Below are 17,761 nucleotides of genomic sequence, written 5' to 3' on the forward strand. Positions count from 1 at the left end.
ACGAATTGATAACAAGGGCTTCTTTTAATTTCATTGACATTATTGATATGTTAATATAAAAGTAATATAACGTGATAAATACTCATGTTTTGGGTAAATGAAGGGGGTTCATCACCTGGATGAGAAATCAAGAAATAATTGTTAGTTTAGATATCGGAACAACTTCGATTAAGGTTGTTGTTGCCGAATATATGAATGGACAAGTGAATATAATTGGTGTTGGTAATGAAAAATCACGCGGTTTGAGTCGAGGAGTGATTGTGGATATAGATGAGACAGTTCTCTCTATTCAAAAAGCGATCGAGCAAGCAGAGCGTAAAGCAAACGTGAAAATTAACGAAGTAGTAGTCGGTGTACCAAGTAATAAATTAGCGATTGATGATTGCCACGGTATGATTGCTGTTGCTAGCGAAAACCGTGAAATTACCGCAAGAGATGTGGATAATGTCATTTCGGCAGCAAAAGTAAGATCCGTTCCACCTGAAAGAGAAGTCATTGCCATCTTACCTGAAGAATTCATCGTGGATGGTTTTAACGGTATTCGTGATCCGAGAGGTATGATTGGTGTGCGACTTGAATTGTATGCTCGCTTGATGACTGGACCTCGGACGATTATTCATAATATTAGACGCTGTGTAGAAAAAGCAGGATTATCTATTTCCGAGTTTGTTATCCAACCGCAAGCAATCGCAACCACTGCTTTAAATCAAGATGAACGTGAATTTGGTACAGTAATTATTGATATGGGTGGAGGACAGACGTCGGCTTCTATTATCTATGATAATCAACTGAAGTATTCGTTTGTTGATCAAGAAGGTGGAGATTATGTAACAAAGGATATCTCTGTTATTCTTAATACTTCACTGGATTCTGCCGAACGTATTAAACGCGAATATGGCTATGCAATTTCTAGTCAAACTTCACCGGAAGAATATTTTCCAGTTGAGACGGTGGGGCGTAAGGAGCCAGTAAGAGTAGATGAACGCTACTTATCCGAAATTATTGAAGCAAGATTAGTTCAAATTTTTGAAACAATTAGAGAGGACTTAGAAGCAGTAGATGCGTTAGATTTACCTGGAGGTTTTGTTCTAACAGGAGGGGCTTCTTCATTACCTGGCGTTTTAGAATTAGCTAAGAAATATTTTGGCTCACAGGTACGTATCTATATCCCAGAACAAATGGGAATGCGTAATCCAGTCTACACTACGAGTGTGGGAATGGTTGAATATGTTTCAAAACTTGATGAAGTTCATCAAATTGCTCAATCTACTTTTCGTGCTCAAAGAGCACAACATGCGGCAGCTAGAGAAGGCAATCCAACATTATCTAGTCAATATGATAGTGGAAGAAGTCAGTCTTATGATGATTTCGAAAATACCTACTATCAGCCTCGTGACGGAGGTGGGCAACAATTCGGTCCCCAAGGTGGCTTTGCTGGACCAGAACAAGCAAGACAAAGACCGAAGAGTCCTTCCCTATCACAACCCCATCCTAATGCACAAGCTTTTCAAGATAATTCAAACCACACGGGTTATTATACTTATAATGAACCGCAAGATCCGAGGTATAATGATTATCCATCGGATGACCAATATTCTGAAGAAGAGTGGCATAATGCAACCGTTACAGATCCTACAACTAATGAAGGTGGTTTTGTAAATAAATTAAGAGCATATTTTCAGACATTCTTTGACTAATTAAGACAGCATAAGAGGAGGAAATTTTTAATGGAATTATCATTTGATCCAACTGTTAATCCTGAAGGAGCAGTTATAAAAGTTATTGGTGTTGGTGGAGCGGGAGGTAATGCGGTTAATCGTATGATCTCAGAAGATGTACAAGGTGTTGAATTTATTGTGGCCAACACTGACACTCAAGCTTTAAAAAGTTCTCAAGCAGAAACTAAAATTCAATTAGGACCAAAAGTGACAAAAGGTCTAGGAGCTGGTTCATTACCAGAAGTGGGATTAAGAGCCGCTGAAGAATCTGAGGAACAATTACGTCAAGTTTTAGAAGGATCAGATCTTGTTTTTGTTACTGCTGGTATGGGTGGGGGAACAGGAACGGGAGCTGCTCCTGTCGTTGCCCGAATCGCTAAAGAATTAGGTGCTCTGACTGTGGGAGTAGTAACACGTCCTTTTACTTTTGAAGGACCTAAACGTGGCCGCTTTGCAGCCGAAGGGTTACAAAACCTTAAAGAAGCTGTCGATACCTTAGTTGTCATTTCTAATAACCGCCTCTTAGAAGTAGTGGATCGTAAGACACCAATGATGGAAGCTTTCTCTGAAGCTGATAACGTATTACGTCAAGGGGTTCAAGGAATTTCTGATTTAATTGTTGCTCCTGGTTTTATTAACTTAGACTTTGCAGATGTGAAGACAGTCATGAAAGATCAGGGTACTGCTTTAATGGGAATTGGAACGGCTGCTGGTGAAAATCGTACTGCTGAAGCAACCAAAAAAGCAATTTCTTCCCCATTATTGGAAGTGTCGATTGATGGAGCCCAACAAATCCTATTGAATGTAACAGGGGGTCCTGACTTGAGTTTATTTGAAGCGCAAGATGCAAGTGATATTATTGCTTCTGCTTCTAGTGAAGATGTAAACATTATTTTTGGAACGTCTATTAATGAAAGTCTAGGAGATGAAGTCGTAGTAACTGTTATAGCTACAGGAATTGATGCAGAAAAGAATACCATTAATAAACAACAAAATATGCGCCAATCTAGACCTAACTTTTCTCATAACAATTCTTTTGCCACAGACAATAAAGCAAGTTCTATCAATCAGCCAATGGCAACCAGTTCTGAACGATCAATTAATTTAGGTCAAACTAACCCTAAAGAAGCTGAAAAAGATCTATTCAGTGATTGGGATATTAAACGCGAACAAATTACTCGTGATGTGGCAGATGTAGAACCAAAAGAGAAAAAAATTGAAAGAACTTTTGAAAGACCGGAATCTGAAAGTAAGGTGCGTCAAGCTGAAGCAGATGATCAGGATGAACTCGAAACACCTCCTTTCTTCCGTAAAAGAAATCGTCACTAATTGTTTAGAGGAAGCAGCAGTGTTTCCTCTTTTCACCAATTTTCAGGAATGAAGTCGGAGGTATTATGAATTTACTTGGAATTATTTCAGTTGTCACTACTCTATTTCGTGTTTACCAGTGGGTTTTAATTCTTTATGCGTTACTTTCTTGGTTACCTGGGGCTAGAGAAAGTTCGATTGGTCATTTGATCACGCGATTAGCAAGTCCTTTTCTCGATATTTTTGATCGCTTTATTCCACCAATTGGTCCAATCTCGATAAATGTTATTATTGCTCTATTTACGCTATCTTTAATCGAGCGTGGTGTTATCTCGTTAATAGTGATGGTGTTCGGATAAGCCATGAAAGAAGATATTTATCAACATTATCGTAAGGAAGAAATTCCTTATGTAGACCAAGTTTATGATTGGATTGATCAAGTTGATCGTCTTTACACGCCAGTCTTAACCTCTTTTTTAACCCCAAGACAAGCCACAATTTTAAAACATATTCTAAATAGTCGAGATGAAATGGCTTATTATTTAGATGGTGGGTATGAAGAGAGCGAACGAAAGAGAGCTTTAATCTATCCTTCATACTATGTTTTGCAACGAGCAGATTTGGAATTAGGCTACTTAGAAATAAATTTTCCCGCTAAATTTGCTGACTTGACTCATGGCAAAATACTTGGAACGATCTTGGGAACAGGCATTGAAAGAGGCAGAATTGGCGATATTATTACAGATGGTCAAGCGTGGCATATAATCGTTGATTTGAAGATGCAAAAATATTTAATAGATGAAGTTAAGAAGATAGCAAATGTGGGTGTTCATCTAACCCCGATCACGCGAGAAGATCTTTTGCAAACGATTGATGAGTGGGAAGAAACAACCGTAATTGTTTCCTCTTTAAGATTGGACAGTTTAATAGCCAAGATATATAATATTTCTCGTCAGCGAGCAAAAGATGCCGTGCAGGCAGGTCAAGTAAAAATAAATTTTACTGAGGTTGATCGAAGTGATACGTTGGTAGGAATTTCTGATATTGTTTCTTTACGCCGGTTTGGTCGATTTCGTATTCAAACGGTAGATGGTAAAACAAAAAAAGATAATTTCAGATTAACAATTGATTTATTGCAGGTTTAAGAGAGCAAATTCTATTGAAAAGGAAGGAATATTATGACAATTACACCAAATGATATTTTAGAAAAAGAATTTAATAATAAATTTCGTGGTTATGATCCTGAACAGGTAAATGATTTTTTGGATATAGTTCGCGTACAATTAGAAAAAACACTAGAAGAAAATCATAATCTATCGCGTGATTTGACAGAAGCAAACGATAAAATAGCTTATTTTTCTCAATTACAGGAATCATTGAATTCTTCCATAATTATTGCTCAAGAAGCAGCGGAGCGTTTGAAGCAAAACGCTCGAAAAGAAGCTGAACTCATTCTATATGAAGCTGAAAGTGAAGCCAGTCGCGTGATTGATCAAGCCAATGCCCAATCGAATGAAATATTCGAAGAAGCGGAAAGATTACGTACAGTTACTAAAGAGTACCGTCAAGAGTTACGTAACTTAATCGAAGGCCAACTAGCAATTGTCAATAATACTTCTTTTGAAAATTTATTTGATGGCACTGCATTAACACCTGCTCAAACACGTGAACAACGTCCCGTTATGAGCAACCGTCTAGATCATCTGGTAGAACAATCAGAACACGAAGCCGAAGAAGACTTGTCTGTAACTCAAGTATTTGATTTGAATGACTTAAGAGAAATTAGTAAAGCAGAAGTTAAAGAGGAAGAAGATTTTCCGTCTCCTTCAATGCCGTTGAGCCGCGAAGAACTTGAAGCCTTTGAACAAAATCATTCTGGAAATGTGGAGAGCTTTGATGAAATAGAAGCGGATCATACAGATTTGCATGGAGAGACAATTCGTATTGACCTTCCAACGGAAGACTAATATAATAAAGAAAATTATTAGAAAAAGATAAAATAGAAACACGAAGAGAGATATCAAACATTAGCGACTTGGGGATGGTGCAAGCTCAAGAGTCCCTGTATCTTTTCTTTATCACTCTATTGACTGACTGGTGAATCAATTGAACGATTAGCTGGATCCGCTTAAAGAGCGTTATCATGAAGAGCGAATAGTTTAACTATTAATTTGGGTGGTACCGCGTGTTTGACGTCCCTTCTAAGGAAGGGACTTTTTTTTATAGAAAGGGGAATAATTAATGAAATTAAAGGACACATTACATTTAGGAAAGACTTCCTTTGATATGCGAGCTAATTTACCGAGTAAAGAGGTAAGTTTACAAAAAGAGTGGCAGGAGGCAGATCTATACCATAAAATCCAAAAAAAGAACGCTAAATGTGAGCCCTGGATTCTACATGATGGACCTCCTTATGCCAATGGTCGAGTACATATGGGACATGCATTTAACAAAATATCAAAAGATTTTATTACTCGTTATAAATCAATGAGTGGCTACTATTCACCCTATGTACCAGGATGGGATACTCATGGTTTACCGATTGAATCTGCTTTACAAAAAAATGAAGGAGTCAATCGTAAAGAACATTCAACAGCTGAATTTCGTAAATTATGTGAAGCTTATGCTTTGAAGCAAGTTGAAGGTCAAAAAGAAACCTTTATGCGATTAGGTGTCAATGGGGATTGGGAAAACCCATATTTAACGCTCAATCCTGAATATGAAGCACAACAACTTAGAATTTTTGGCCAAATGGCTGATAAAGGTTATATCTATAAGGGAGCTAAACCAGTGTATTGGTCTTGGTCTTCAGAGTCATCGCTTGCTGAAGCGGAAGTTGAATATCAGGATGTGACTTCGCCATCCATTTACGTGGCCTTTAAGGTGAAAAATGGTGGAAATATAGTGCCTCAAGAGGCTGAGTTCGTTATTTGGACAACTACTCCTTGGACATTACCAGCCAACTTAGGTATTTCTGTTTTGGGTGAAGCGAGCTATGTACAAGTAGCTGTTGCAGACCGTCATTTTATTGTCGCTGAAGATTTATTAGAATCGGTAGCTTCTACCTTAGAATGGAATGATTACCAAGTTGAAGCGCATTATAAAGGGCAAGACTTTGATCGTCTCACAGCTCAACATCCATTCTATGACCGCGAGTCCTTACTAATGGTTGGTGACCACGTAACTTTAGAAACGGGTACTGGACTGGTTCATACCGCTCCAGGACATGGTGAAGATGACTATTGGATTGGGTTAGAGTATGGCTTAGATATTTTATCTCCTGTTGATGGAAAGGGGCACTTTACCGATGAAGCGCCTGGTTTAGAAGGGGTCTTCTATCTTAAAGGGCAAAAGCAAATTGTGGAAAAACTTAAAGAAAACCAGAGTCTATTACATTATTCAGAGTTCGTTCACTCCTATCCGCATGATTGGCGTACAAAAAAACCTGTTATCTATCGTGCAACCCCTCAATGGTTTGCATCGATTGAAAAATTCCGGTCTGAACTTTTAGAAAATGTTGAAAACGCAGTGACTTGGCACCATCCATCAGGTAAACGTCGTATTTATAATATGATCCGAGACCGTGGAGATTGGGTGATTTCGCGACAACGTGTTTGGGGCGTTCCTTTACCAATATTCTATGCCGAGAATGGTGAGGCAATTTTAGAATTAGATCTTGTCAATCATGTAGCAGACCTAGTAGAAAAACACGGAACTAACATCTGGTTCGAATGGGAAGCTGAAGATCTCTTACCAGAAGGGTATCAACATTCTGCTTCGCCAAATGGCAAATTCACTAAAGAAATGGATATTATGGATGTTTGGTTTGATTCGGGTACTTCTTATGCTGGCGTCTTGCAGGCTAGAGAAGATTTGACTTTCCCAGCAGACTTGTATCTGGAAGGATCAGACCAGTATCGTGGTTGGTTTAACTCCTCTTTTACGACTTCAGTGGCTGTTAATGGCTTCCCGCCATACAAAGCGGTTTTATCCCAAGGATTTGTCAATGATGGCAAGGGACAAAAAATGTCTAAATCTTTAGGGAATGTGATAGATCCTGCTGATATTATGAATAATCTTGGAGCAGATATTATTCGTCTTTGGGTAGCTTCGGTTGACTATGAATCGGATGTTCGTGTCTCAGATGAAATTTTAAAACAAGTCTCTGAATCCTACCGTAAGATACGGAATACAATTCGCTTTATGTTAGGTTTAGTCAATGATTATAATCCAGAAGAAAACGCGGTGGCAAATGACCAATTGACCAGTCTCGATCAGTATATGGCTGCCAATTTCAATCTATTCAAAGCAGATGTACTCGATGCATACGATCATTATCAATTTCCGGAACTATATAAACGGATTATGAATTTTGTTTCATCCGATTTATCTGCTTTTTACCTAAATATTGCGAAAGACATTGTTTACATTGAAGCTAAAGAAAGTTATGCTCGACGTTCTATGCAAACAGTTATTTATCGAATGGTTCATGATTTATTACTATTAATGACACCTTTAATTGTGCATACTACAGAAGAAGCTTGGAAAGATTTACCTGGTGTCGATGGTTTTATTCAATTAGCCGAAATGCCAAAAGCAGAAAAGCTTGAAGTATCTAAAGCGATTGCGTCGAAATGGGAAGTATTCTTTAAGTTACAAACAGGAGTCAACAAGGCTTTAGAAGAAGCAAAAAATCATCCTGAAACACCAATTAAAAAATCCTTTGAAGCAGCAGTTTCGTTGTACATCAGCGAAAATGATAAAAAAGCGTTTGATTTGTTGAGCGAACAACCCGCACAGTTATTCACCGTTTCTCAACTATCAGTCTTGCCATATACTCAAGCACCTGCAGATGCTCTTAGATTTGAAGATTATGCAGTAAAAGTCGACTTTGCTGAAGGTCAAATTTGTGATCGCTGTCGTGCTGTTCGTCCTGAAGTAGGAACAATTGAAGGGGCAGAAGAACTTTGTCATCGCTGCTATGAAATTGTTAGAACTGAGTATCCAGAATATTTTGAAAATAAAGACTAAATCGTTACGTCGTTGCTTAATAAAAGTGTCTGATCATCTAATGTTCAGACACTTTTTATATGGATTAAAAGACAAAAAAACCCATAAGCAAGTATATTTCCTGCTTATGGGTGAGTCTTTTAAAAGTCTTCAAAATAGTCTTCTTTAGTAGCTTTAGGGTTCATAGCTTGTTGTTTTTGTTCATTAGAAATAGCTAGGAGACGTTCTTGTAACTGGTTTTCCATTGATTCTAATTCCAATTGCGCAGCTTGTCGTTGCTGACGGCCCTCTGCTTGGATTTGAAGAGTGGTTTCAATCGTTTCGATTAAGTCGGATTGAGTCTTTTGTAAAGTTTCAATGTCAATGATACCTCGTTCTGTTTCTCTAGCTGTTTCAATAGCAGATTGCTTTAGCATATCAGAATTGCGGCGAAGTAAATCATTGGTGGTTTCCGAAACCATTCGTTGAGAGGTGGCAGCATCTTGTTGTCTTAATAAGGCAAGGGCAATTGTAATTTGGTTTTCCCATAGAGGAATGGAAGTATGGACAGAGGCTTGAATTTTTTCAGCTAAGGCTTGGTTGGTATTTTGAATCATCCGAATTTGAGGGGCTTGTTGAATAGTCATTTGTCGAGTCAAACGCAAGTCATGAGTTCGTTTATCTAAACGGTCAAGGAATTGATTTAAATCGTGGACTTCTTGCACATCCATTTGACTATTGCTTTCTTGTGCTTTTTGGATAGCTTGCGGAATGGTTTTGGTTTGTAATTCTTCAATTTTCACCTCACCAGCTGCTATATAAACATTCAAGGCTTCAAAATAATCTTTGTTTTTTTGGTAAAGAGTTTCTAGCATCATATTATCATTTAGTAATTCATTTTTTTCTCTTTCTAAACGAATCACAACCTTATCCAATTGATTACCAATTTTTTGGTATTTCATTTGGGTGTCAGAAATAGAAGCACGAATCTGGCCAAAAAGTTTTTGAAATAAATTCGGTTTGCTTGTTAGTTCTTTAGGATTGGACTGTTGTAAGGTTGTCATCAGGTCTGTGAGAACATCACCCACCTCGCCCGTATCTTTGAGTTGAACATTATGTAACATGGAGTGAGAGAATTCTGATAATCTTTTTTGAGCTTTTGCTCCATATGTGATAACGGCTGAAAGATTCTTTTCATCAATCTGCTGAGCGAGTTTCCGTGCTTGTTCTTGACGATTTTCACTGAGGCGATCGATCGTTTTTTCATTCGTTATCTTTTTTCGTGAGAGGATTGACGCCTTGGACAATTCACTTTGCAGGGATTGAGTCGGTTCAAATTTATCTTCTTCTTGGTCAAAGGGATCAGTTAAAAGATCATCAATCTCATCAAAAGAGTTAGTTGGAGCGAATTCTTCGTTATTAGTTTCTGTATCAGTCATAGTAGCATACTCCTTTTTGTCTTAGTTTTTAGTCAAAGTCACCAAAGGGATCATCCATATCAAAATCATTCAAATTTTTATCTTTTGATTGTTTATCAAAGAGATCTGAACGATCTTTAGTTTCATTATGAAGCATTCGGTCAGCTAATTTCAAGCCATCTTCCAATTCTTGATATGTATCTGAGTGAAAACTCAAATAATCTTCAACGATTTCTTGACTTAATTGATCAATCGTTTGTGCACTTTTTTCTAAGATTAAATAGGTCTGTTTATTTTTGGCTACATGTGAATTGATCTCATTATATTTTTCTAACAAGTCTTCAAGTTGTGGTAAATAATTAATCAAAAAATCTGAAGCATCTAAGCGACGATTCGGTTCTTCAACGATATCTTTAAAATAATTTTTTGCTACTTTCACAATATTGTGACGAATTTCGATGGCACGCATTTTGGCAGTTGCTTGAAAGTTCGCTTCTATATTAAGAATTTGTTTGCGCGAGTCAGCCATTTGGCTTCTAAAGGCTTCAATTTCTTGTTTAGTTAAACCTGCTGCTTGGTAATGCTCTAACATATTACGACTAGGTTTTTTATTAAGATGTTTGAAAAATGATTTTTTTTGTTTCTTTATGTATTTAGGTCTTAATAGATAAGCGAGCAAACCGACACCAGCAGAACAAAATAGAACAGCAATGGTTAGATAAAACAAGGTCACTCCTGATAGAGATAGATAGTCGAACCAATTATATGAAACATGATCTTGATAATTTGCCATGTAATCTGCGAGAACTAAACTGAATAAAACTGAAAGAACTTGTCCAATATGATAAAATATCCAAATCCATTTCGAAGAATTAATGTGGCGTATATAATAGAAGATAACAGCTAATATCGCCCAAGCAAATAAAACGGATAAGGTAGTAAATATCATGGTTGTAAAGTAATAGGAAAATCCAAAAAATTGTCCAATAAGAATCAAAATAATTAATTTAATCGTATTATTTTTCAAGTCAGCCGTCCAGATATCTGATAGGCGACTTCCTTTTTTCGCAAATCGATTAAGTGTTTGCATGTTGGCAAACAGAGGACCTGCTAAAAACAACATATATATAATTGTTAAAAGTTCAAACATGATTGAAACCTCCCTTTTCTTAATTTTAGAATACCATAGGCAATAAAAAGTCTTATCAGACTTGAGGCCTATTCTTTAATTAAGAAGGGGAAAAGACTTGAAAGAAACACTTCTTGTCGCTACACTGATTAAGAATTACCGGTTACTACAGATATTAAATACTATGAGGAGAAAATCATGAAAGATCATCCACATTCCATTCCATTTATAAAAGACAATGAAACCTTAACGATAAATCAAGTATATGATGGCTCTATATTACAACTTTATCAAAATGAAATCCGTTTACCGAATGGTCAAAAAGCTAACCGTGAGTTGATTCACCATTTGCCAGCAGTCGGTATATTAGCCGAAACTAAAAACAAGCAAATAGTCTTAGTTAAACAGTATCGTCCGGCAATAGCGCGTGCAATTTATGAAATCCCAGCTGGCATTATCGATCAAGTAGGTAATGAATTAGAAGATCCACTCTTAGCTGCTCAACGTGAATTGAATGAAGAAACAGGGTATGCATCATCAGATTGGGAATTTAATTCTAAAGTCTATATTTCACCGGGTTATATTGATGAGGCTATTTATCTTTTTTTTGCTAAAGCAATTGAAGAAGCTAAGGAGAAGTTGGATCAAGATGATAATGAAGAAGTTTCACATCAATTATTTACGGCCCAACAAATAAAGGCTTTAATCGATAATGGCGAAATCATGGACTTAAAAACTTTATACGCATTAACGATTTGGTTAAATAGTTTGGAGGGTTAGAATATGGGATTATTCAAGCGTAAAAAGAAAAAACAAGCAGACTATCAGGAATATTTAAATTATGAGCAAGAAGAAGGTGGAAAGCTTGAAGAAGATTTTTCGACCGCAAATTTTGATGACTCTATAAATCGCTTACCGTTTGAAGAAGATAATGATTTATACCACGAATTTATGGCTAGAACAGGAAATGAAACAGATGCGCAAGATTTCTCTTCTTTGACTGAAGAAAATCAAACACAACTATTCAACGGTCAGTATTTCGATCCAAATGTCTCCAAGGTACAAGAAGTAGATGGTTATGATCATTCGCTTTCTAATCAAGAAATGGACCAGAATCATATGCCTCAAATTGATCTGGGAGTAGAGAACTTGACCGATGAAGATAGTTCTAAAATAAAAAAGAGGGCAAAGTATTCGGCTAAAATTGACCGTTTTTTGAATAATGGGATTTTGATAGTAGGGGTTCTTTTGATTTTAGTGTTGTTAATCGCATTTTTAGCATAGAGAGGATAATAGGATGAAAAAAATTGGTATTATTGGTGCCATGGAAGAAGAAATCCGTCTTTTAAAGGCGGAGATGGTTAATGCAGAACCTATAGAATATCATGGATTCGTTTTTTACCAAGGGGTTTTAAACGAGCAAGAAGTTGTTCTCGTTCAATCAGGGATTGGAAAAGTGAATGCTAGTGTTTCCGTCGTCTTGCTAGTTGAACACTTTAGTGTAGACTTAATTATTAATACGGGCAGTGCTGGTGGGTTAGCACCTGAATTAAAAGTTGGCGATTTGGTTATTGCTGATGGGTTAATTCATCATGACGTGAACTTATTAGCTTTTGGATATGAGAAGGGTCAAATGGCCGGAATGCCGACTATTTATCAACCAGATGAAACTAAAAGTCAATTGGCCTATCAGTTAGCAAATCAGAAAGGACAACCCGTAACGATTGGTCTGATTGCTTCAGGCGATCAATTCATTAGTGATAGCCAGCAGATTAAAAAAATTATTCAAGCATTTCCTGAAGTTAAAGCGGTCGAAATGGAATCGGCTGCGATTGCTCAAGCGGCTTATGTGCTAAGCACACCCTTTATTATTATTCGTTCGATTTCTGACAAGGCTGATGAGTCTGCGAGTATGAGTTTCGATGAATTTATCCTCTTAGCTGGACGTCAATCAGCAGAATTGGTGCTGGATATACTAGCTCATTTTGATTAAAAAAGGCTTGATTATCTGCTCAAGATCGGTATAATAGAAAGAGTGTAAAATAATGCAGCATAGAAAAAGAAAGCGCGTCAACAGTTAGTAACGGAATCGTTAATGAGTAACCACGGCTGCATAAGGTGAAAAACTAACTGCACGCATTCGATTTTCTAACCAGTTATTTTACTCCAATATATTTTATGGAGGAATTTTAATGTCACGTTATACAGGACCATCATGGAAACAGTCACGTCGTTTAGGAATTTCATTAACAGAAACTGGTAAGGAATTATCAAAACGTCCATTCCCACCAGGACAACACGGAAACCAACGTAAAAAATTATCAGAATATGCATTGCAAAAAAATGAAAAGCAAAAATTACGCTTTATGTATGGTATGAATGAACGCCAATTCCGCACTTTATTTAATCGTGCAGGTAAAATCTCTGAAGGTAAACATGGTGAAAACTTCATGATTATGTTAGAGCGTCGTTTAGATAACATGGTTTACCGTTTAGGACTAGCAACTACTCGTCGTCAAGCACGTCAATTAGTGAACCATGGTCATATTACAGTTGATGGTAAACGTGTAGACATCCCGTCTTACATTGTAGAGCCTGGTCAAGTAATTAGCGTACGTGAACGTTCACGTAACCTAGCGATCATTAAAGAAGCTTTAGAATCAACAGTGACTCGTTTAGAGTTTGTAGATTTTGATGCTGATAAATTAGAAGGCAGTTTAGTTCGATTACCATTACGTAGTGAATTAAATGCTGAGATTGATGAAGCCCTAGTCGTAGAATACTACAATAAATTAGGCTAAATCTTAAATATTTTGTTTGATAAGATTGGGACCTTTCCCAATCTTATTTTTTTCCATTCCTGAATAGTGGACTTTCAGCATTTTTATTGGACATTTACTTTAAAAGAAGAGGCCATAATGTTATAATGTATGGTGATTATTTATGCAAAAAGCCAATCAGGCATGAGATAAGAGAAAAAAGTAGGGGAGCGAAAATGAATGAGTATTAAATTCACGGACATCCTGTTCTTGATCGTCGTAGCAATACTCTTGGCATATGGATTAGTTTATTATTTCCGTACACAGAGAAAGAAAGAAATTAAGGACTTAGAGCAGCGAAAAGACGAAATGATGTCCATTTCTATTGCTGACCAGCTCTTTACTTTGAAAAACATGAATTTATCTGGTCAAACTAAAAGAAAATACGAAAGTCTAGTGGCTACTTGGCAAACAATTACTAACTTTCAATTTACTGAAATTGAAGCTGCATTAGTCGGGTCTGAACAATTTGTTGAGCAAATGAATTTGGTTCGAGCCAAAAATGCTTTAAATCAAGCACGCGAGATTTTAGATGAAACGGAAGATCAAGTTCATCAATTACACCAAGAATTAACGGAATTATTGGCTACTGAAGAGGAAAACCAAGACCGCTATGAATCCTTACTTGAACGCTATCAAACAGCTAGAAAAAGTGTAATGAACCACTCCTTTGATTATGGACCTGCTATTGAAACGCTTGAGAAGAATCTTCAATACTTAGAATTGAACTTCACCAAGTATAATGAGTTAACCGCTAATGGGGACCATTTAGATGCGCAAGATATGCTCGACACTTTGGATGCCGATCTCTTATCATTTGAAGAAATCTTACAAAAGATTCCAAGCATGTACGATAAGATTCAAAGCGAATATGAAGATTCGCTTGAAGATCTTAGAGATGGCTATGAAAAAATGGTAGCGAGTCGCTTTAATTTTGAAAATATTAATGTCTTAGAAGAAATTGATAAGATACAAGAACAGTTAAATCAAGCTAAAAACGAAATTAAAAATGCGGATTTGGCTGATGCAAAAACTTTAATGGACAAAGCAGAGCGTGAGATCAACTCTTTGTATGACCAGTTAGAATCGGAAATTGTTGCCAAGGAATATGTAAATGGTCATATTCATCAATTGAAAGCACAAATTGAAACTGTTACTGAAAATAATCGCTATGCAGGTATTGAAGTCGATCGGATTTCTCAATCTTATATCTTGCATAATAACGAATTAGATCAAGTGAACGATTTAACCGAACAAATTCGTTTGGAATACCAAAAATTTAAAGACCTTGAGTCCGACATCGAACAAAGTCATGCGGTGTTTACACAGATTGAAACAAAGATGCGGAAAATTGAGCGTTCAATTGAAGAGATAGCTGATAAACAGAATCAATTAGTGAAGTCACTATCAGGTTTGACCAGTAGAGAAAAAGAAGCGAAATCAAACTTAGATTTGTATGAGTTAGACTTGAGAAATATGAAACGCAAGTTAGAAAAAAATCATTTACCTGGCTTACATGACAGCTATTATCAATTATTCTATAAAGTGACTGATCAAATTGAAAACCTATCGCAACAGCTTAATCGTGTTCGCGTAGATATGAGCCAAATTGATGAAATGGAAGGTAATTTGGAACAAGGGCTCGATGAATTAGAGTCCATGACGGAAGAGACGATCGATTCCGCAATGCTTACTGAATACATGATTCAACATTCTAATCGTTTCCGATATGATTATCCGGATGTGGACCAAGCGATTAAGGAAGCGCAATATTACTTCCATCAAGAGTTTCGTTATCGCGAAGCACTTGCTACCATTGAAAAGGCCTTACGTCGGGTGGACCCAGACGCTCCGACCCAGGTACGGAGAATGTACCATCAAGAAAAACAAATCCGATTTTATTAAAAATAAAGTCCGAATAGATTCCATCCTGTTGGAATCTGTTCGGTTTTTTCTTGAGTTATAAACTATGATAAATTACAGATAAATTGAAAGGGAAAATTATGTTATATTTTGACCACGCCGCAACCACACCACCAAGCTCAGCAGTTTTAGATACCTATATACAAGTAGCTCAACAATACTTTGCCAATCCATCCAGTGCGCATCTTCTTGGTCAAGAAGCGCATCATTTACTAAATAATGCTAGACAACAAATAGCCAATTTGCTCCACTTTGAAAGGAATGAAATCTATTTTACTTCTTCTGGAACCGAGTCAAATAATTGGGTCTTACAGAGCCTTTTAAGCCTTCATGCTGATTTACATCCAGATAAGAAGCAGGTCATTTTATCAGCTATTGAACATCCTTCCATTCGTTCTCAAATTGACCACCTACAAACAAGCGGCTTTGAAGTCATACTTGCTCCAGTGGATCAAAACGGACAAATTGATCTGATAGCTTTTAAGGAATTGTTGAATGATAAAGTTTTGCTTGTTTCTACCATGCTAGTTAATAATGAGATGGGAGCACTTTTGCCCATTGAGCAAATGGCAGAAAGCTTAAGCGACTACCCACAAATTCTTTGGCATATTGATGCAGTTCAAGCGATAACTTGTCGAATGAAGTGGATCCATCAAGCAAGGATTGATTTATTGACCCTTTCCAGCCATAAGTTCCATGCCGTAAGAGGGGTTGGCCTTATGGCTATCCGTCAACGTGTGAATAAGGCGCCTCTTCTATTCGGAGGAGGACAGGAATTTGGTCAGCGGTCCTCTACTGAAAATTTACCAGCAATCGTTGCAACTGCTAAAGCCTTGAGGCTTGCTTGGGAAGTGCAAGAAGAAAGTTTGCAACGTTTAACTCACTACCGTGATCAAGTCACGCGGGTCCTGAGTGAAAATAATTGGCGCGTTTTCGGCGGAAAACAAGATCAGATCAGTCCTCACATCATATGTGCAGCCTTTCCAGGAGTGCCTGGGGAAGTTTTACTGCAAGCTTTTTCTAACGCTGAAATCATGATCTCTACGACATCGGCTTGTTCGAGTCGAAAGAAAAATGACCATCATACCCTTAAAGCAATGGGAGTTGAAGATCGCGTAGCGCAATCTTCTGTTCGTTTTTCCTTTTCACAAAAAACAAATCAAATAGAAATTGATTTATTAACTACAAAAATAAAAGAGATCTCAGCGAAATTTATGCAAGATTTGAAAGGGGTTTAATTTTTGAAAGAAATGTTAATTCACTACGGTGAGCTATCCACCAAAGGTCGTAACCGTAAAATGTTCCAAAATAAAATTGCCGAACATATTCGATATCAAACAAAACAGCTGGAAAAAATAAAAATTCACGCTCACCATGATTTTATGCATCTTTATTGGCAAGAAATGACCTATGATGACTTAATTGAAATTATAAAAAATATTCCTGGAATCCAGCGTTTTGAACCCGTTTTTCCGGTCGAAAAGGATCTTCAAGCAATTAAAGAGAAAGCACTCGAGTTATTTACTAAGGTAGAAATTCAACCAGGAGAAACTTTCAAAGTCATTGCTAAGCGATCTGACAAAACTTTTGAATATGATAGTATCGCCATTCAAAGAGAAGTAGGGGGTGTCATCCTCCAAGCGTATCCAGATCTAAACGTTGACTTAAGACAGGCAAAGCATAAATTGGTAGTATCCATTCATCAAGATAAAGCCTATCTCAGTTTAAAGAATTACCCGGGCATGGGTGGTTTACCTTATGGATCAAGTGGAAAAGGATTATTAATGCTTTCAGGCGGTTTTGATTCACCAATTGCTGGGTACCAAATGATTAAGCGGGGAATGAAGTTAGAGATGGTTCATTTTGCTAGTCCACCCTATACTTCGTTGCAAGCACTTGAAAAAGCAAAACGACTGACGGCTGTCTTAGCTCGCTATGCAACAGAAATTACTTTCCATGAGGTTCCTTTTGCTAACATTCAATTGGCGATCCGTGAACATGTTCCTGATAATCTATCAATGACTATCATGCGTCGTATCATGTTAAGGGTAATGGATGCACTATTAAAAGAACGCAAAGCACGTGCCATTGTCAATGGAGAATCTTTAGGTCAGGTAGCTTCACAAACGCTTCAATCGATGTCCGTAATTAACGAAGTAACCCAATCATTAATATTAAGACCTTTAATTGCGGTAGATAAAAATGATATAATAGCCATGGCTGAAACGATTGGAACTTATCATATTTCCAATGAGCCTTACGAAGATTGCTGTACGGTCTTTGCACCAAAGTCACCGTGGACTAAGCCTCGACTTCATACTGTTAAAGAGTATGAAGCCCTCTTACCCATTGACGAACTAGTAAAAGAAGCATTGGTCTCTGTTAAGACAAGCCAAATTTCTGCTAGTTACCAAAGTGAAGCAACTACAGCTTTCAATGAGTTATTGTAAGTAGGTT

15 protein-coding genes are annotated in these 17,761 nt (G+C 37.2%); 13 read left to right on the top strand and 2 right to left on the bottom strand.

The window, feature by feature from the left end; all coding sequences use genetic code 11:
- Positions 1-119: 119 nt before the first annotated feature.
- From ftsA to ileS, 6 genes are all read left to right on the top strand, one after another.
- A complete protein-coding gene (gene ftsA / locus HF969_RS07730) occupies positions 120-1,697 on the top strand; it encodes a cell division protein FtsA (RefSeq protein ID WP_090290124.1) in 1,578 nt (525 codons plus the stop codon).
- Positions 1,698-1,727: 30 nt separating this feature from the next.
- A complete protein-coding gene (gene ftsZ / locus HF969_RS07735; protein WP_090290125.1) occupies positions 1,728-3,047 on the top strand; it encodes a cell division protein FtsZ in 1,320 nt (439 codons plus the stop codon).
- 65 nt (positions 3,048-3,112) lie between these two features.
- Positions 3,113-3,385 carry a YggT family protein gene (locus HF969_RS07740; protein WP_090290126.1) on the top strand — a complete coding sequence of 91 codons (273 nt, stop codon included), beginning with the start codon at positions 3,113-3,115 and terminating at the stop codon, positions 3,383-3,385.
- 3 nt (positions 3,386-3,388) lie between these two features.
- Positions 3,389-4,171: a YlmH family RNA-binding protein gene (locus tag HF969_RS07745; protein ID WP_090290127.1), complete on the top strand. Its 783-nt coding sequence runs from the start codon at positions 3,389-3,391 to the stop codon at positions 4,169-4,171.
- Between the two features lie 33 nt (positions 4,172-4,204).
- On the top strand, positions 4,205-4,993 hold the full coding sequence (locus HF969_RS07750) for a DivIVA domain-containing protein (RefSeq protein WP_090290128.1): 789 nt from the start codon (positions 4,205-4,207) through the stop codon (positions 4,991-4,993).
- Between the two features lie 274 nt (positions 4,994-5,267).
- A complete protein-coding gene (gene ileS, locus HF969_RS07755; protein ID WP_090290129.1) occupies positions 5,268-8,057 on the top strand; it encodes an isoleucine--tRNA ligase in 2,790 nt (929 codons plus the stop codon).
- A 119-nt stretch (positions 8,058-8,176) separates the two neighbouring features.
- Here the strand turns inward: ileS and HF969_RS07760 are convergent, their stop codons facing one another.
- Complete coding sequence (locus tag HF969_RS07760; RefSeq protein ID WP_090290130.1) at positions 8,177-9,454, bottom strand: toxic anion resistance protein; 1,278 nt, start codon at positions 9,452-9,454, stop codon at positions 8,177-8,179.
- A 28-nt stretch (positions 9,455-9,482) separates the two neighbouring features.
- The gene (locus tag HF969_RS07765) at positions 9,483-10,583 is read right to left on the bottom strand and encodes a 5-bromo-4-chloroindolyl phosphate hydrolysis family protein (protein ID WP_090290131.1); all 1,101 of its coding nucleotides are present in this window, start codon (positions 10,581-10,583) and stop codon (positions 9,483-9,485) included.
- 177 nt (positions 10,584-10,760) lie between these two features.
- On the opposite strand from HF969_RS07765, the gene HF969_RS07770 reads away from it, so the two are divergent.
- The 7 genes from HF969_RS07770 (at position 10,761) to thiI (ending at position 17,754) form a co-directional block, all read left to right on the top strand.
- On the top strand, positions 10,761-11,342 hold the full coding sequence (locus tag HF969_RS07770; RefSeq protein ID WP_090290132.1) for an NUDIX hydrolase: 582 nt from the start codon (positions 10,761-10,763) through the stop codon (positions 11,340-11,342).
- A gap of 3 nt (positions 11,343-11,345) precedes the next feature.
- Positions 11,346-11,846, top strand: a complete 501-nt coding sequence (locus tag HF969_RS07775) for a hypothetical protein (RefSeq protein ID WP_090290133.1) — start codon at positions 11,346-11,348, stop codon at positions 11,844-11,846.
- Between the two features lie 13 nt (positions 11,847-11,859).
- A complete protein-coding gene (locus HF969_RS07780) occupies positions 11,860-12,555 on the top strand; it encodes a 5'-methylthioadenosine/adenosylhomocysteine nucleosidase (protein WP_090290134.1) in 696 nt (231 codons plus the stop codon).
- Between the two features lie 199 nt (positions 12,556-12,754).
- On the top strand, positions 12,755-13,363 hold the full coding sequence (gene rpsD, locus HF969_RS07785; RefSeq protein WP_090290135.1) for a 30S ribosomal protein S4: 609 nt from the start codon (positions 12,755-12,757) through the stop codon (positions 13,361-13,363).
- A 198-nt stretch (positions 13,364-13,561) separates the two neighbouring features.
- Entirely contained in the window at positions 13,562-15,286 is a 1,725-nt protein-coding gene (locus HF969_RS07790) for a septation ring formation regulator EzrA (RefSeq protein ID WP_090290136.1), read from the top strand.
- Positions 15,287-15,384: 98 nt separating this feature from the next.
- On the top strand, positions 15,385-16,542 hold the full coding sequence (locus tag HF969_RS07795; RefSeq protein ID WP_090290137.1) for a cysteine desulfurase family protein: 1,158 nt from the start codon (positions 15,385-15,387) through the stop codon (positions 16,540-16,542).
- A gap of 12 nt (positions 16,543-16,554) precedes the next feature.
- Positions 16,555-17,754 carry a tRNA uracil 4-sulfurtransferase ThiI gene (thiI, locus tag HF969_RS07800; protein ID WP_281241377.1) on the top strand — a complete coding sequence of 400 codons (1,200 nt, stop codon included), beginning with the start codon at positions 16,555-16,557 and terminating at the stop codon, positions 17,752-17,754.
- Positions 17,755-17,761 lie beyond the last annotated feature (7 nt).

This window comes from Facklamia miroungae, assembly GCF_012396555.1.
GTDB lineage: Bacteria > Bacillota > Bacilli > Lactobacillales > Aerococcaceae > Facklamia > Facklamia miroungae.

Coding starts and splice junctions, on each gene's coding strand:
- ftsA (WP_090290124.1), top strand. CDS start 120: ATGAGAAATCAAGAAATAATTGTTAGTTTAGATATCGGAACAACTTCG.
- ftsZ (WP_090290125.1), top strand. CDS start 1,728: ATGGAATTATCATTTGATCCAACTGTTAATCCTGAAGGAGCAGTTATA.
- HF969_RS07740 (WP_090290126.1), top strand. CDS start 3,113: ATGAATTTACTTGGAATTATTTCAGTTGTCACTACTCTATTTCGTGTT.
- HF969_RS07745 (WP_090290127.1), top strand. CDS start 3,389: ATGAAAGAAGATATTTATCAACATTATCGTAAGGAAGAAATTCCTTAT.
- HF969_RS07750 (WP_090290128.1), top strand. CDS start 4,205: ATGACAATTACACCAAATGATATTTTAGAAAAAGAATTTAATAATAAA.
- ileS (WP_090290129.1), top strand. CDS start 5,268: ATGAAATTAAAGGACACATTACATTTAGGAAAGACTTCCTTTGATATG.
- HF969_RS07760 (WP_090290130.1), bottom strand. CDS start 9,454: ATGACTGATACAGAAACTAATAACGAAGAATTCGCTCCAACTAACTCT.
- HF969_RS07765 (WP_090290131.1), bottom strand. CDS start 10,583: ATGTTTGAACTTTTAACAATTATATATATGTTGTTTTTAGCAGGTCCT.
- HF969_RS07770 (WP_090290132.1), top strand. CDS start 10,761: ATGAAAGATCATCCACATTCCATTCCATTTATAAAAGACAATGAAACC.
- HF969_RS07775 (WP_090290133.1), top strand. CDS start 11,346: ATGGGATTATTCAAGCGTAAAAAGAAAAAACAAGCAGACTATCAGGAA.
- HF969_RS07780 (WP_090290134.1), top strand. CDS start 11,860: ATGAAAAAAATTGGTATTATTGGTGCCATGGAAGAAGAAATCCGTCTT.
- rpsD (WP_090290135.1), top strand. CDS start 12,755: ATGTCACGTTATACAGGACCATCATGGAAACAGTCACGTCGTTTAGGA.
- HF969_RS07790 (WP_090290136.1), top strand. CDS start 13,562: ATGAGTATTAAATTCACGGACATCCTGTTCTTGATCGTCGTAGCAATA.
- HF969_RS07795 (WP_090290137.1), top strand. CDS start 15,385: ATGTTATATTTTGACCACGCCGCAACCACACCACCAAGCTCAGCAGTT.
- thiI (WP_281241377.1), top strand. CDS start 16,555: ATGTTAATTCACTACGGTGAGCTATCCACCAAAGGTCGTAACCGTAAA.